Origin of the sequence: Burkholderia savannae (assembly GCF_001524445.2) — a bacterium.
GTDB classification, from domain to species: domain Bacteria; phylum Pseudomonadota; class Gammaproteobacteria; order Burkholderiales; family Burkholderiaceae; genus Burkholderia; species Burkholderia savannae.
The window spans coordinates 126,675-141,521 of the sequence record NZ_CP013419.1 but is presented as its reverse complement, the minus strand read 5'-3'; the positions used below and the strand labels follow the sequence as shown (position 1 = coordinate 141,521).

Annotated in this window: 16 protein-coding genes and 8 pseudogenes; 20 read left to right on the top strand and 4 right to left on the bottom strand. The window is 61.3% G+C overall.

Annotation, left to right across the window (positions count from 1 at the left end):
* The first annotated feature begins 1 nt into the window (after position 1).
* From WS78_RS34360 to tnpC (WS78_RS34310), 11 genes and pseudogenes are all read left to right on the top strand, one after another.
* Positions 2-274, top strand: a complete 273-nt coding sequence (locus WS78_RS34360; RefSeq protein ID WP_059583219.1) for a phage holin family protein — start codon at positions 2-4, stop codon at positions 272-274.
* Positions 271-1,083 (top strand): N-acetylmuramidase domain-containing protein, encoded by an 813-nt coding sequence (locus WS78_RS34355; RefSeq protein ID WP_059583222.1) that lies wholly within the window; start codon positions 271-273, stop codon positions 1,081-1,083. Before WS78_RS34360 ends, WS78_RS34355 begins: the two co-directional genes overlap by 4 nt.
* Positions 1,080-1,436: pseudogene (gene lysB / locus WS78_RS34350) on the top strand (Rz-like lysis system protein LysB); the annotation flags it as partial. The gene WS78_RS34355 and the pseudogene lysB, both read left to right, overlap by 4 nt.
* A complete protein-coding gene (gene lysC / locus WS78_RS37930; RefSeq protein WP_226377355.1) occupies positions 1,357-1,632 on the top strand; it encodes an Rz1-like lysis system protein LysC in 276 nt (91 codons plus the stop codon). The pseudogene lysB and the gene lysC, both read left to right, overlap by 80 nt.
* Entirely contained in the window at positions 1,625-2,044 is a 420-nt protein-coding gene (locus WS78_RS34340; RefSeq protein ID WP_059583227.1) for a phage tail protein, read from the top strand. The genes lysC and WS78_RS34340 overlap by 8 nt, the downstream gene beginning before the upstream one ends.
* Before the next feature lie 176 nt (positions 2,045-2,220).
* A complete protein-coding gene (locus tag WS78_RS36815) occupies positions 2,221-2,958 on the top strand; it encodes a hypothetical protein (RefSeq protein WP_156437503.1) in 738 nt (245 codons plus the stop codon).
* Positions 2,959-3,014: 56 nt separating this feature from the next.
* Positions 3,015-3,215, top strand: a pseudogene (locus tag WS78_RS34330) (phage virion morphogenesis protein); the annotation flags it as partial.
* Positions 3,216-3,294: 79 nt separating this feature from the next.
* On the top strand, positions 3,295-3,573 hold the full coding sequence (locus tag WS78_RS34325) for a phage tail assembly protein (protein WP_059583232.1): 279 nt from the start codon (positions 3,295-3,297) through the stop codon (positions 3,571-3,573).
* An 81-nt stretch (positions 3,574-3,654) separates the two neighbouring features.
* Positions 3,655-4,116, top strand: a complete 462-nt coding sequence (tnpA, locus tag WS78_RS34320; protein ID WP_059584105.1) for an IS66-like element accessory protein TnpA — start codon at positions 3,655-3,657, stop codon at positions 4,114-4,116.
* A complete protein-coding gene (tnpB, locus tag WS78_RS34315; RefSeq protein ID WP_059580646.1) occupies positions 4,116-4,469 on the top strand; it encodes an IS66 family insertion sequence element accessory protein TnpB in 354 nt (117 codons plus the stop codon). Before tnpA (WS78_RS34320) ends, tnpB begins: the two co-directional genes overlap by 1 nt.
* 99 nt (positions 4,470-4,568) lie before the next feature.
* Positions 4,569-6,191 (top strand): IS66 family transposase, encoded by a 1,623-nt coding sequence (gene tnpC / locus WS78_RS34310; RefSeq protein WP_085701527.1) that lies wholly within the window; start codon positions 4,569-4,571, stop codon positions 6,189-6,191.
* Between the two features lie 9 nt (positions 6,192-6,200).
* Here tnpC (WS78_RS34310) and WS78_RS34305 read toward each other — a convergent pair whose 3' ends face one another.
* Both WS78_RS34305 and tnpA (WS78_RS34300) read right to left on the bottom strand, forming a co-directional pair.
* The gene (locus WS78_RS34305; protein ID WP_045598729.1) at positions 6,201-6,461 is read right to left on the bottom strand and encodes a hypothetical protein; all 261 of its coding nucleotides are present in this window, start codon (positions 6,459-6,461) and stop codon (positions 6,201-6,203) included.
* Between the two features lie 63 nt (positions 6,462-6,524).
* Entirely contained in the window at positions 6,525-6,995 is a 471-nt protein-coding gene (gene tnpA / locus WS78_RS34300) for an IS66-like element accessory protein TnpA (RefSeq protein WP_059627739.1), read from the bottom strand.
* Between the two features lie 85 nt (positions 6,996-7,080).
* On the opposite strand from tnpA (WS78_RS34300), the pseudogene WS78_RS36810 reads away from it, so the two are divergent.
* The 3 genes and pseudogenes from WS78_RS36810 to WS78_RS34290 all read left to right on the top strand — a co-directional run.
* Positions 7,081-7,158, top strand: a pseudogene (locus WS78_RS36810) (phage tail assembly protein); the annotation flags it as partial.
* Between the two features lie 8 nt (positions 7,159-7,166).
* Entirely contained in the window at positions 7,167-7,280 is a 114-nt protein-coding gene (locus WS78_RS34295) for a GpE family phage tail protein (protein WP_063889484.1), read from the top strand.
* A 592-nt stretch (positions 7,281-7,872) separates the two neighbouring features.
* A pseudogene (locus WS78_RS34290) lies at positions 7,873-8,376 on the top strand (hypothetical protein); the annotation flags it as partial.
* Positions 8,377-9,288: 912 nt separating this feature from the next.
* Here WS78_RS34290 and WS78_RS34275 read toward each other — a convergent pair.
* Positions 9,289-9,484, bottom strand: a pseudogene (locus tag WS78_RS34275) (Mu transposase domain-containing protein); the annotation flags it as partial.
* 181 nt (positions 9,485-9,665) lie between these two features.
* On the opposite strand from WS78_RS34275, the pseudogene istA reads away from it, so the two are divergent.
* Positions 9,666-10,406, top strand: a pseudogene (gene istA, locus WS78_RS34270) (IS21 family transposase); the annotation flags it as partial.
* A 236-nt stretch (positions 10,407-10,642) separates the two neighbouring features.
* Positions 10,643-10,903 (top strand): hypothetical protein, encoded by a 261-nt coding sequence (locus WS78_RS34265; RefSeq protein WP_045598729.1) that lies wholly within the window; start codon positions 10,643-10,645, stop codon positions 10,901-10,903.
* Positions 10,904-10,912: 9 nt separating this feature from the next.
* Here the strand turns inward: WS78_RS34265 and tnpC (WS78_RS34260) are convergent.
* Positions 10,913-11,614, bottom strand: a pseudogene (tnpC, locus tag WS78_RS34260) (IS66 family transposase); the annotation flags it as partial.
* A gap of 156 nt (positions 11,615-11,770) precedes the next feature.
* Between tnpC (WS78_RS34260) and WS78_RS34255 the strand changes: the two are divergent.
* The 4 genes and pseudogenes from WS78_RS34255 to WS78_RS34235 all read left to right on the top strand — a co-directional run.
* The gene (locus WS78_RS34255) at positions 11,771-12,154 is read left to right on the top strand and encodes a hypothetical protein (RefSeq protein ID WP_059579152.1); all 384 of its coding nucleotides are present in this window, start codon (positions 11,771-11,773) and stop codon (positions 12,152-12,154) included.
* A gap of 241 nt (positions 12,155-12,395) precedes the next feature.
* Complete coding sequence (locus WS78_RS34250; RefSeq protein WP_059579155.1) at positions 12,396-12,890, top strand: Mu transposase domain-containing protein; 495 nt, start codon at positions 12,396-12,398, stop codon at positions 12,888-12,890.
* A gap of 4 nt (positions 12,891-12,894) precedes the next feature.
* A complete protein-coding gene (istB, locus tag WS78_RS34245) occupies positions 12,895-13,683 on the top strand; it encodes an IS21-like element helper ATPase IstB (protein WP_059579158.1) in 789 nt (262 codons plus the stop codon).
* Positions 13,684-14,048: 365 nt separating this feature from the next.
* A pseudogene (locus WS78_RS34235) lies at positions 14,049-14,264 on the top strand (transposase domain-containing protein); the annotation flags it as partial.
* Positions 14,265-14,847 lie beyond the last annotated feature (583 nt).

Genomic DNA, 14,847 nt, shown 5'->3' with positions numbered 1-14,847 from the left:
CGTGCATGTCTCGTCCGCACTCGTCGCGCTCGCCGCGCACCTCGCCGTCATCGTGCGCGTGCTGACCTACCGCAAGAACGGCGCGCGGCATCGCTTCCACGTCGCGTGGGCGGCCTGGGTGATGGTCGCGATTTCGGGCGGCTCAGCCATCGAGCTGCTGTTTCATCCGAAGCCGACCGGCTTCTTTCACGCGGCGCTCGCGGTTCTGTTCGCCGCGTTGGTGTACCTCGCGCGCGGCAACGTCGCGCGCCTTCTACGGAGTGACGAAGCGTGAACATCCTGCGATTCAACGATCACGGCGCGGAAGTCGGGCTACTGCAGCAGCGCCTCGTGCGCGCCGGCTACTCGCTCGATGTGTCGCATCTCTACGACGAACAGACCGAGCGTGCCGTTCAGACGTTGCAAGCGACCGCGGGCCTCGTCGTTGACGGCATCGCCGGCCCGAAGACGTACCGCGTGCTCGCCAGCGGGCAGCGCGACCCGAAGCACCTGACGGACGGCGACCTCACGCGCGCGGCCGCGACGCTCGGCGTATCCCTCGCGTGCGTGCGCGCCGTCAACGAAGTCGAGTCGCGCGGCGTGGGCTTTCTGGACGATGGTCGGCCCAAAATCCTGTTCGAGCGGCATGTCATGTATCAGCGGCTCGGCGTGAATCTCGGCAAGGACGCGGCGGATGCGGCCGCCGCACGTTGGCCGGGCGTCGTCAATCCGAAGCGCGGCGGCTACCAGGGCGGCGCCGCCGAATACGTGCGGCTCGACACCGCGGCGCGCATCGACGCGGCGTCCGCTTACGAGTCGGCGAGCTGGGGCGCATTCCAGATCATGGCGTATCACTGGAAGCGCCTTAGCTACGCGAGCGTCGACGAATTCGTGTCCCGCATGGAGCTGGGCGAAGCCGAGCACCTCGACGCGTTCGTGCGGTACGTCGCGGCCGACAAGAAGCTGCTGGCCGCGCTCCGGGCCCGGAAGTGGGCGGCGTTTGCGGAAGGCTACAACGGCTCGGATTTCGCGATCAACCTGTATGACGTGAAGCTCGACCGCGCGTACGTGAAGTACGCCGGCACCGGCAAGGCGGCCGCATGAATTTCTCGCGCCTGACACCGTGGCTGGCGCTGCTCGCGCTGATTGCGTTGGTCGCGAGCTGCCAGCACGGCCGCGCGCTGCGCGCGCAGCTCGACCGGGCGACCGACGACGCACGCCGTGCGAATCACGACGCGCAAGCGAGCGCCGCCGTCATCGAGCGTCTGTTGGCCGACGCCAAGGCGAAGGACGCGCAACGCGAGCAGCTCGACCGCGGGCGGGCCGGCGTCGACGCGACGCTCGCGACCTATCGAAACGAACTGCGGAGACTGATCGATGAAAACGCCGCCGTGCGCACCTGGGCTGCTGGCGCTCTGCCTGACGACGTTGTGCGCCTGCACGCAAGCCCCGCCCTCAATGGCGCCGACGATTTCGCTCAACGAGTGCGTGGCGGTGACGCCCTGCACGATGCCGGCGATGGCGCCACGAACCAACGGTGAACTGAGCGACGCGCTGCACGTCGCGCGCGCGGCGTGGGCGCGCTGCGCGTCCGAAGTCGACATGATCACGACGTGTCAGGCGCGCGTGCGGCAGGCGGGCGGCCATGAATAAGCCGAACAGCCTGCGTGCGGCGCTCGTCGCCGCGTTGCCGCAGCTCAGCGCGTCGCCAGATCAACTGCTCGTGTTCGTCAACGAGGGCCGGATCGAGGCGACGGGCACGCGAACCGCGTCGTTCGACTACGAATACGAGTGCGAGATCATCATTCGCGATTTCGTCGGCAGCGCGGACGACGTGATGATTGCCGTCGTCGAATGGGCGCGCTCGAATCAGCCGGACCTCGTGACGAACCGCGACGAGCGCCGCGACGGCATCACGTTTGTCGCGGACATCCTGTCGAACAACGCCGTCGACCTCGGGCTAAAAGTGAAGCTGTCGGAAAGCATCGTGGTCGGAACGGACGAAGCCGGCAACCGAACGGTCGAGCATATCGACGACGCGAGCGAGCCGTGGCTCGCAGACTAAACCAAGGTTCGATTCGTTGGCCCCTTGAGCCGAATTGGCTTTTTAAAATCGAATCTTAATTCAATCCTGACTTCTGATTCGGATGTCAAAACGAACGTGAAAGTTTGGCCCAACGTTTCCCGTCTTCTGGCCACGTGCGCTAGCATTTATAGGTTCTGCGACTACGAGGAGAAGCCATGGACCGGAATAAGTGCATCTCCCTCATTGAAAGGGGATGCATCATTAGCGTGATAACCGTTTCCGGAGATAATATTGTCGGAATTGCATGCGCCGTCAATCAAGAGGCAGAAATTGCAACGATCAAGCGGGACAATTACAGGCACGCGGATATTGAATTCTCCAAGATAGTGGCCATTTTTATCAAGCATCAGCCGTCTGGCATAGAGAGATTCAGGGTTGAAATCGATTCTTTGTCCGGCGAAAAATTAATAGAAAGGGTAAAAAATGAGTTCCTTTCTTCATGGCAGCGCGCAGTGACGCCGCTTAGCTTCCGATTTCGCTGGGGCAGAACGTCTCAGGAGAACAAAATTAAGATGGATTGTTGGAGAGGCGCAGTCAGAACGCTTCAAGCCGCCTTGCAGAGCGAGGGCGACGGAATCATTCGACAGATTGCAATGTACATGTACGCCATCAAGCACGATGCATGCATGTGGAGCGAAAATTACCCCAGCGAAACAATCGAAGAGAAATTGAAGGCCATACCTGCTAGAGAATATGTAACGCTATACGGAGATTTTTATGATCCAATGATTTATTCAATTGAGCAGGGGCGGCTACTGGAAAGCGACCAACCTAACAGGCTGATTAAACTGCGAAGCGCATTTGATCAGAGGGATATTGAATTGGATATCGATTCGATTTACGCCATTGACTCCGGCAGTCCGTTCTCCGATGTCGCCGCCTGGCAACAATGATCCGCGTATCCGTCAACAATCGATAAGTAAAAGCACGCTGTGACGTCCAGGCAACGATGAAAGCAATCAACCCGGACAGCAGCGACAGGCGTCGGCCAAATCCAACGAATAGTCTTGAATCACTCGAAAAATGGGCTGGCGGGCTGCTCGCAAAGCTGTCGCCGGCCGCCCGCCGTCAATTGCTGCGCGAGCTCGGCCGCGATCTGCGCCGTGCCCAGCAGTCGCGCGTCGCCGCACAGAGGAACCCGGATGGTTCGCCACGCGATGGGTCTGTAACCACACGCCCGCGGCGACCGCGGGCCATCCGTTCAATTTCACATCCAACCAGGAAACACCATGACGACCATCGATACCGCCAACATCGAAACGACGGGCCGCGCCACGCTCGACGAGAACACGCACACGCTCGACACGCCGATCGAGCGCGAAGGGCAAACCATTACGCAGGTCACGCTGCGCAAGCCGACGTCGGGCGCGCTGCGCGGCACGTCGCTCGCCGCGCTCGTGAACCTCGATGTCGACGCGCTGCGTAAGGTGCTGCCGCGCATCAGCACGCCGACGCTCTCCGAGTTCGACGTGGCCAGCATGGACCCGGCCGACCTCGTTGCATTGTAAGCGCGAATTTAACCCCACCTAGAATCGAAAGCTGAACGAGCGCAGGCTTGCGTCCGCAACTACAACTTGCGGACGCAACCGATGACACAGAACGAAGTTGATTTCCTGCCACTGCGGGTGACCGGCGTGACCGCGACGGGCAAGCGCAGGTTTGACGCCGAGGGTAAGCGCAAGCTGATTGAAGCCTGCCTGCAGCCGGGCGCGTCAATTGCCGGACTGGCGTTGAAGGCGGGTGTGAACGCGAACCAGCTGCATAAGTGGATTCAATTGCGCGAACGCGCGAATGCTGCTGTGACGGCGTGCGTCGAGCCCTTGCCATCGGCATTCGTGCCGGTCGTTCCGATCAACGAGGTGGCACCGGTGCGCACGAACCCCGAGCCGGTGAACGTACGGCGAACGTCACACAGGTACGAAGCGGCGAAGGCAATGACGCCGGCGCGACTATCAGCGCAGTTGCCCAACGGCGTAACGCTACAGCTCGAATGCGCCGCACACGATGGCGCTCTCGTGAAGGCGATGATCGAAGCGTTGGGGGCACGCTGATGTTCCGCTTCGACGCGGACCTGCAGATCTACCTGCACCGCGAGCCCATCGACTTCCGCGCCGGCATCAACAGCCTCGTCGCGCTGGTCGAGCAGTCGATGCTGCTCGATCCGCTTGCGCGAGCCGTCTTCGCGTTCCACAACCGCAAACGCGATCGCGTGAAGCTTCTGCTGTATGACCGGGCCGGATTCTGGCTCCTATTGAAACGCCTCGAGGCCGACCGTTTCGTTTGGCCCCGCCGTCAGCAAGCCGTGATCGAACTGACGGCCGAGCAGCTTCACCTGCTGCTCGACGGCGTCGATATCGACGCCGTGCGCCGCCACCCAGCGCGGCAGTACTGCCACACGAACTGAAGCAGGGTATCGCCGCTGTTGCCAGTAAACAACGGCGGCTTTAGCTGTTACAAATTCGCGTAAACCTATTTGGCTCTGCGTTTCGCTATCGTTGAGCGCATGTCCCCTCCCAATCTCCCCCGACTTCCGCGCACCGCCAAGGCCTATATCCACAAGCTGGAGGAGCGGGTGGCGGCCGATGCTCAGGTCATTGCCGAGCGTGACGCCAGGATCGACGAATTGACCAAGCGCCTGGATGCGCTGGAAGAGCAATATCGTCTCGCGTTGGCCCGACAGTACGCGCCGAAGAGCGAGAAGCGCCGCGACCGCGTGTTCAACGAGGCCGAAGAGGCAGCCCACGCTGAGCCGGCCGAGGAGGACGACGGCGAGCCGCTGACGTTGCCCGATACCGGGTTGCCGGAACCCGGCCAGCCTGAACCGCGCAAGCGTGGCCGCAAACCGCTGCCCGCGGACCTGCCGCGCGAGCGAATCGAGTACGACCTGCCCGAAGACCAGAAGATCTGCCCGTGCTGCAGCAAGGCAATGCATCGGATGGGCGAGGAAATCAGCGAACAGTTGCACATGCAGGTCAAGGTCTCGGTGCTGCAGCACGCGCGTTTCAAGTACGCGTGTCGGCACTGCGAGCGTCACGGCACGCACACACCGATCGTGGTCGCGCCGATGCCGGCGCAGCCCTTGCCGGGTAGTCACGCCAGTGCATCGATGATCGCCGCCGTCACGGCCGGCAAGTATGTCGACGGCACGCCGCTGTACCGGATGGAAGACGTGCTCGCACGCTCGAATATCGCAGTCAGCCGCGGTACGCTGGCGAACTGGATCATCCGCCCCGCCGAGCTTCACTACACGCGCCTGTTCAAGGCGCTCAAGAAGATTCTGCTCAGCCAGTGGCTGATTCACGGCGACGAGACCACCGTCCAGGTCCTGAAGGAGAACGGCCGAAACGCGCAGGACAAGTCATACATGTGGGTCTACCGAAGCGCGGAGGATAGCGAGCAGCCGGTGGTGCTGTTTGAGTACCAGCCGGGGCGTGGCCAGCAGTACCCGAAGGAGTTCCTCGGAGACTACGCGGGCACGCTGATGACGGACGGCTGGCCTGCGTGGCGGACGGTCAAATCGGCCACGCACCTCGGATGCCTTGCGCATGGACGCCGGATGTTCACGGATGCGCTCAAGGGGCAGAAGAACAAACCGAGCCCCCGCATCACGAAGGCGCTCGAATTCTTCCAGGCGCTGTACCAGGTCGAGACGCTCGCCAAACAGACGTTGCCCGAAGGCGAGACGCTGGCCGATTACCGGTACCGCTTGCGCCAACAGCACAGCGTGCCGTTGCTAAACGCCTTCAAGAGTTGGCTCGACGAGCTCGCGCCGAAGGTTCTGCCCAAGAGCCTGCTAGGCGAGGCGATCGGCTACTGTCTCCGGCAATGGCCTTACCTGAGTCGCTATGTGGACGATGGCCGGTTTGCAATAGACAACAACGTCATCGAACGCGACATCAGGCCGTTTGCCACGGCGAGAAAGTCGTGGCTCTTCAGCGATACGGTCGACGGCGCGAAAGCGAGCGCGATGGTCTACAGCCTGATGCTCACGTGTCGAGCCTGTGGCGTCGATCCCCATGCCTATCTGCTGCACGTGCTGACCGAATTGCCGCAGCGCGCACCGGATGCCGATATTGGCGACCTGCTACCGTTCAACTTCGCTCGACAGCAAGCCGTTACCGGGTAACTCCGATCGCTACCGCGCTGGGCCGAAGTATTGGTCCCACTGTTCCGAATCGGGATCGAGTCGGCGCACAATCGCGTCGTCTGCCCGCGCGATCAACCGTTCCAGCATCTGGCGCTTCGTTACCGAGTAACGGCGAGCTAACCGCGTCAGAGCAAGATACGCTTCCGTGCTCACCCACATATCCAGACGTCGATCACCGTTGCCGTCCTTGCCTGCCGTCTCGCGCCTTGCCCGATAAGCCGCCTGCCGCTGCGCCGTCGTTTGCGTCATCTCGCATCTCCTTCGTTACCCGGTAACTATCGATTCGAAACATGTTACCCGGTAACACGTCACCTAACGACGTGTGGCGGATTTAGCGCTTACGATCATCGCCTTCACGAGAGCGCCATCGTGTGCGGCGCATTCGAGCTGTAGCGTTACGCCGTTGGGCAACTGCGCTGATAGTCGCGCCGGCGTCATTGCCTTCGCCGCTTCGTACCTGTGTGACGTTCGCCGTACGTTCACCGGCTCGGGGTTCGTGCGCACCGGTGCCACCTCGTTGATCGGAACGACCGGCACGAATGCCGATGGCAAGGGCTCGACGCACGCCGTCACAGCAGCATTCGCGCGTTCGCGCAATTGAATCCACTTATGCAGCTGGTTCGCGTTCACACCCGCCTTCAACGCCAGTCCGGCAATTGACGCGCCCGGCTGCAGGCAGGCTTCAATCAGCTTGCGCTTACCCTCGGCGTCAAACCTGCGCTTGCCCGTCGCGGTCACGCCGGTCACCCGCAGTGGCAGGAAATCAACTTCGTTCTGTGTCATCGGTTGCGTCCGCAAGTTGTAGTTGCGGACGCAAGCCTGCGCTCGTTCAGCTTTCGATTCTAGGTGGGGTTAAATTCGCGCTTACGTTGCATTGGGGGGCATCTTCGCGGGTTTTTTGATGCCGAAGGCGCTGAAAGCGAGCATGGAATTCCCGAACGCGTAGAGGATGCCATGGCCGATATCGCGACGGTGTTTGGCTGGACGCCGCGCGATATGAACGGCTTTGCTCTGGCCGAATTGATGGACTGGCGCGAGCGCGCCCGGATACGTAGCGGAAACGAGTGACGATGGACAACGCCTGAAACTGCGCGTCATGTTCGACATGATCGACAACATGACGAAGCCCCTCAAGAACATGTTGGCCGGCAGCAAGGGGATGTCAACTGCCATCAAAGAAAGCCGCGAGCAACTCGCGGCGCTCAATCGTGAGCAGAAGAAGCTCGACGGATTCCGGGACCTGAAGCGTGGCATCAAGGCTAGCAGTGTCGAAATGCAACATGCAGGCGATCGGGCTCGGCAATTGCGATTGCAGTTGGACGCGTTGGAGGGGCCCGCCCGCCGGAAATTTGAGAATGCGAGCCAGTTGAAGGCGGCACGTGCCGAATTCGACCGAACCGCCAAAGTCATGCAAACCATGAACCGACTCACGGGCAACAAGTCCGGGGCGTCTGTTCTGGCCGCTGAATATCGGCAGCTCGTTGCAGAGCAGCTCAAGGCACGGCAGGAAATCAAGCGACTCGAAGCCGAGCAGAAGAAGCTCGCCAGCCAGACGCCGATCAATGCGAACCAACTGCGAGCATTACGGCAGCAATATGATGCAGCGACGCGTGCATCCGACAAGCTGCGACAGGCTCACGTTGAAAAGCTTCGATCTTTGCGAGATGCACGCGCCGGATTGACGGCGGCGGGCATCAGCACGCGCCATCTTGCCGAGCACGAACGCACGTTGCGCGCGAACATCGTGCAGACGACCGCGGCGATGCAGACGCAGACGCGCCAGCTCGAAGTCATGGCCGAGCGTGAGAAGAAGCTCGGCGCGGCGCGCGGCAAGATGCAGGCGCTACAGGGCGTCGCCGGCGGCATGGCGATCGGCGGTTACGCGGCCAAGTCCGCCGGCGCCGGCGTCCTCGGCGGCTTGGGCGGCACGTTGGACGAAGCCAAGAAAGCGCAGAACGAAATTGCGCGCATTCAGGCTCTCGGCCTGGGCGAGCAGTCGACGCGGGACGCGGAGAAGTTCGCCCGTGGCATGAAGGTGCATGGTTCGAGCTACACCGACAATCTGACCATGATGCGCGACTCGATGACGATCTTCGCCGACGAGCATCACGCGCAGATGGCCGCGCCGATCCTGTCGCAGATGAAGTTCGCGAACGAGGCCATGGATCGTTGCCGCGCCAGCGGTATGCTGGCGAGTCCATGTCGGCGAAGACGCCACCGGATCACCATGACTTCCATGACCGCGGCAAATCGACGACAAGGAAGCGCCATTTCGTCAGAATGGCGGCAAATGTGCCTTGCGCCTTTGAAAACCGGATCTTGTCAGCGACGTTCCAGCCGCGGACGTACATGCGAAAGCTTCTTTGGCTCGACAGATACTGCGGCGCGTGCACGCCGACCCACGCGAGAATTTCGGCGGGCGTCACGTCAGGTGTGGACGGATCGGGCTCGATCGTCGATTCGACAGGGATTTCGTCAGCAAGAGCTTGATTTGCCGCTTGCGAAGCGTTTGCCTCGACTTTACGCAGTCGCAACAATTCGACCCGATGCCACGGGATCGGCGAGCGACCGGCAATGTAATTGCGAACGCTCCGCGTGCAACACCGGAGCTTTTCGGCAATTTGGCGGATGGTGAGGCCGTCAGTTAGCGCGAGGAAATCAGGCAGCGCGCCGTGACGGGAAGCGGCGGCATTCATTGGGGAGGACCGCGTTAGATTCTGTAACTATTTGTAAGACAAAACTGACAGTCAAGCGACGTACCCAAAAGAAATGCCAGTTTCAGCTAGCTTCAGTGATTTGACATAAGGTAAATTATCGACATAAATAGCTGCATGACGGTTAAGTTCAGCTGTCCGCTTTTCGCTTCGTCGTGGTTCGGGTTGACATCGTGGTCCATGGCCGCACGGACAATGGACACACCCGGCTTCAGGCATAGCTCGACCAGCTCCTGCCGTGCCGCCTCATCAAATTCGCGTCGGCCATTTCGTTTCCGGCCAACCACTAGTCTGCTTCGAAGGTCTTGTTTCTCTGTCTCCGCGTTTTACCCCCGTTTCTTCTGGCGCCATTACGCCGATCCGTGACATACGGATCTCGTGAGCCAGACTGTGGACGTCGAGCACGCGCTTGCGCGTACGATCGGGCACGCTGTAGTAATTGCCACCGACCGAGACGAGGCCTTCGTGGCTCACGCGCCGCTCGAGCCGGATCACGCCGTTGAAGGTGCCGGCCGGCAACGCCTGCAGTGCGGGGCGCTCCTCACCGAAGTGCTGTGCGTATTCCAGGCCAAAGCGAACGCGGATTCCAGAGCAAACCGAACGCAGTTTCCACGACAAACCGAACGCTGATTCCACGGCAAACCGAACGCACTTTCCACGCGTAAGCGAACGGTAGGAAGGACGGCGGCGATGCGGGATAACCATGGCACGCTGGACGATTTGGTCCAGGGTGCCACGAATGCCAAGAACAAGGTTATCCATGCGTCAGATCAAAGAGGTGCTGCGCCTGCGGTTTGTCTGCGAGCGCAGCCAAAGCGAAATCGCGCGCACGATTGGCGCGTCCAAGGCGACGGTCTGGGAGTACCTGGATCGGGCCAGACGGGCGCAAGTGAGCTACGAACGGGCGACGGCGATGGACGACGCGGCGCTCGAGGCACTGCTGTTCCCGCCGGCGCCGCCGTCGAACCGCGAGCGCCCGAAGCCCGATTGGCCGACGGTGCATCGCGAGTTGGGCAAGAAGGGTGTCACGCTCGATCTGTTGTGGAACGAGTACAAGGCCCAGGAGCCCGATGGCTACGGCTACAGCTGGTTCTGCGAGCATTACGAGCGTTGGGCGGCGACTCTGCCGGTGACGCTGCGTCAGACCCATGCGCCCGGCGAGAAGCTGTTCGTCGATTACTCGGGCAACAAGCTCGGCATCGTTGATCCGCACACCGGCGAGATCCGCGAAGCCGAGCTGTTCGTCGCGACGCTCGGCGCATCGAACTACACGTACGCGGAAGCGACGTGGAGCCAGCAGCTCGAGGACTGGATCGGCTCGCACGTCCGGGCCTTCACGTTCCTTGGCGGCTGCGTGGAGATTGTCGTGCCGGACAACCTGAAGTCCGGCGTGCACAAGCCCGACTTCTACGATCCGATTCTGAATCGCACTTACGGCGAGATGGCCGCGTATTACGGCGTGGCCGCTCGCCGCGGTCGCACTCGGCCTGATTGACCCACTTGCGCAGCGTCTCGCGCGACATCCCCATCTTCGCGGCGATCGAGCGGATCACCGACCCTTGCGTGCCGTACTCGTGCTGGTGCTCAAAAACCATCCGGACCGCTCGCGCCTACACTTCATCCGTAAGCGCTAAATCCGCCACACGTCGTTAGGTGACGTGTTACCGGGTAACATGTTTCGAATCGATAGTTACCGGGTAACGAAGGAGATGCGAGATGACGCAAACGACGGCGCAGCGGCAGGCGGCTTATCGGGCAAGGCGCGAGACGGCAGGCAAGGACGGCAACGGTGATCGACGTCTGGATATGTGGGTGAGCACGGAAGCGTATCTTGCTCTGACGCGGTTAGCTCGCCGTTACTCGGTAACGAAGCGCCAGATGCTGGAACGGTTGATCGCGCGGGCAGACGACGCGATTGTGCGCCGACTCGATCCCGATTCGGAACAGTGGGACCAATACTTCGGCCCAGCGCGGTAGCGATCGGAGTTACCCGGTAACGGCTTGCTGTCGAGCGAAGTTGAACGGTAGCAGGTCGCCAATATCGGCATCCGGTGCGCGCTGCGGCAATTCGGTCAGCACGTGCAGCAGATAGGCATGGGGATCGACGCCACAGGCTCGACACGTGAGCATCAGGCTGTAGACCATCGCGCTCGCTTTCGCGCCGTCGACCGTATCGCTGAAGAGCCACGACTTTCTCGCCGTGGCAAACGGCCTGATGTCGCGTTCGATGACGTTGTTGTCTATTGCAAACCGGCCATCGTCCACATAGCGACTCAGGTAAGGCCATTGCCGGAGACAGTAGCCGATCGCCTCGCCTAGCAGGCTCTTGGGCAGAACCTTCGGCGCGAGCTCGTCGAGCCAACTCTTGAAGGCGTTTAGCAACGGCACGCTGTGCTGTTGGCGCAAGCGGTACCGGTAATCGGCCAGCGTCTCGCCTTCGGGCAACGTCTGTTTGGCGAGCGTCTCGACCTGGTACAGCGCCTGGAAGAATTCGAGCGCCTTCGTGATGCGGGGGCTCGGTTTGTTCTTCTGCCCCTTGAGCGCATCCGTGAACATCCGGCGTCCATGCGCAAGGCATCCGAGGTGCGTGGCCGATTTGACCGTCCGCCACGCAGGCCAGCCGTCCGTCATCAGCGTGCCCGCGTAGTCTCCGAGGAACTCCTTCGGGTACCAGATGTGCATGCCTGGACAGGAACTTCAGCTCACGCTTGCCTGAAAATCACAAAGCCTCGCCGATTGGATCTCAATACGGGATGACGAATTCGTGCGCTCGCCGACGACCTCGAATGGTCGTATGGCCGGCGCAAACTTCGGGGGCGCGCATCAATCAAGCGGAACGAAACGATGAATAAAGCAAGCGCGGGCAAAACCGAAAAGATATCGGAGACGATCCTGTACTTTGGCGAGCCACTGTTATCCGAGGCCATTACCGAAGAGACGCCGATCGCCGTGGTGCGTGAGATATACAAGCTGGTTGTGCTCGTCTGGAACGCGCACGTTGCGGCCACCTCCCACTGGGGTGACTCCAGTTATCTACAGATGTTGCAGCAGTTGGCCGCTTCGCCGCAGATGCCCTCGGAAGGGCGTGCATGGATCGAGAGGCTTTCGAATCGCTGGCGGGAGGAATTCACCGACGCCAAGTACTGTGTTGGCCATTGGCACGTCAAAATCAAAGACGACGATACCCTGAGCTTTTTCTGCGACGCCAGGGAAGCGTCGCGGCAATAACCTGTCGGTGACGCAAACTACAGCCTCAACGGTGACGACGCCACCACATATCCGCGCCGCTGCCAACCAAGCCTCACGACGGTACTGGAGTTTCCTCGACTCGGGCTACGACCGTGCACATACGGATCTGAAAAACTTCGCGTCCCATGGCCCTGGTCAGAATTTGAAATTCATATTTAAAATCATTGACTTAAGGTGATTTTGGCGAAAATTTCATGAATCCCGGCCGACCCTCTACTCGGTGCCGTATGCACTGGTCGGCAAGGCCCTCTGGCTGAAGGCGACCGACACCGTCATCCAGTTGTACCACCAGCACCAGCTCGTCGCGACTCATCCACGGCAACGGGCCGGTGGCCGCCACACGGTACGAGACCACCACCCTCCCGAAGCCCAGGCATGGCTCGAACACGATCCACAGTGGTGCCTGGCGCGCGCGAAGGAGATCGGGCCATCGTGCCACGGTGTGATCCTCGCGTTGTTCAACGACACGGTGCTCGTCAACCTGCGCGGCGCACAGGGCCTCATCCGGCTGCGCGAGCAGGTCGGCGATGCCCGACTGGAAGCGGCCTGCGAACGCGCGCTCGCCTTCAGCAGCCCGAAGTACCGCACCGTCAAGGGCATCCTCGACAAGGGCCTGGACGGTCAGGCCACGACGCGTCCTGCTGCGACGCCAGGCGGCACCTACCAGGACGGCGGCCGCTTCGGCCGTGACCTCCAATCCCTTCTGATCCACTGAGTCCATGAATCCGAGTCCCGAACTGAATACCATCCTCAAGCAGCTTCGCCTGTCCGGCATCCTCGACTCGCTCGAGGCGCGCAACCGCGAAGCTATCGACGGGCAGCTTGCCTACACCGAGTTCCTCGCGATGCTGTTGCACGACGAGGTTGCTCGTCGCGAGAACCGCAAGCTCGCCATCCGCCTCTCGCGTGCCGGCTTCGCCATCGGCAAGACACTCGAGTCCTTCGACTTCGACCTGCTGCCCGCCCTGAACCGAGCCTACGTCTTCGATCTCGCAGCCGGCCGCTACCTTGACGAGAAGGTCGCGATCCTGATCGCCGGGCAGACGGGCACGGGCAAGAGCCATCTGGCGCAGGCGCTGGGCCACTGCGCCGCCCGACAGGGCCGGGACGTACTGTTCATCTCGCAGACTGAGCTGTTCAAGCGGCTGAACGCCGCGCGCGCGACCGGTACCTACGAACGCCGGTTCCAGCAGTACGCCCGCGTGCCGCTGCTGATCGTCGATGACTTCGCGCTCAAACCCCTGCATACCCCACAAGACGAGGACTTCCACGATCTCGTGGATGCCCGTTACGAGCGCGCGGCGACGATCCTCACGTCGAATCTGCACTTCGACGAATGGGGCGCGGCGTTCCCCGACAACCGCATCCTCGGCACGGCGACCCTGGATCGATTACGCCACGGCGCCTACCGGCTCGTGCTCGAAGGCGACAGCCGGCGCGCACCGAAACCCATGCCTGATCCGCCCCAAAATACAGTTGCCAAAAACGGCAAAAAACCGCAACCTTGAAACCGTTCGAACCCGCGCTTTACCCCCAGTTCCACTGGCGCCATTACGCCGATCATCCCCGGCTCCTTTACGCCGATCCGTGACACCGTCCGGCGAGTTTGCTCGCAAGCGCCGATCAACAAGCAGCCGATGCAGTACGCATAGCACCGCCACGGTAACCTTCGGCTCGCCGAGCTCCATGACTGAACACACGGCCCGATCGAGCATCCAAGCTGCCACCACCTTGACTACGCCAGGGCCGGCGTCGACATGCACCACGCGGCCGCCGCTGCGATTCTCTACGTCTCGAACCTTGACGCGGCGACCATACAGCGGATGCCAACGATAATGGACTTCAACTTCTTGCCCGATATGGGCAGAATGAACGCGAGCTTGCGACGGGGCGCGCGAATGGGTTGTTCGCCGGTTCTCTGCGCACCGGGAAACGGGCCGCCGCGATCATGAGCCTGATTCGATCGGCGCAACTCAATGGCCACGATCCCTACGCCTATCTGAAAGACGTGCTCGAGCGACTACCCACTCATCGCGCCGACGACATCGCCGCGCTTCTGCCGCATCGTTGGGCTCCCGTCGCCCCTTGATTGACGGCAATTTACGCAGAGGGGTGACTTCGCTGGGCGCTTACGCTAGAACAGGGCGTCGATGAACGATCGCTTACGATCAGCATCGCGACCGCTACAGCGTCAGCCGGCTTTGCCGGCCCAGGTAGTATCCGGCAGCGGCTATTGCCAATGGCGCGGCCGAGGGCCCAGTCGGCGGGCTCAGGCTACTACTGGCTGGCAGTCAAAATCAGTGAAACTTCTCGTTCCGCAGAAGACAAAAAATGAGATGGTGCAGGACGTACGTCTTTATGAACAGCGGAAGCGTGAACGAGTAGATTTCCCTTACGAGCTACGGACGGAGCTACGAAGGGACCATCTGCTGGATCATCATACCCCTCAGCCCAATCATAACCTTTGGCCTTTGCCGACCGGTCGACGGAGCCGCGATACTTCCGCACGTCCCGAGATGGCATTATGCACTCTCGCGTATCAATGCACGCCTCCGCTACACTGACAACGTCATTAAATCGCACATGTTTTTTACTTATCGCCTTATTTCCAGAAGGCGGCAAGTGAGATTCGTTTCCGCTCCCCATAGCGGGGTCCGCCGAATTCAGGCCTG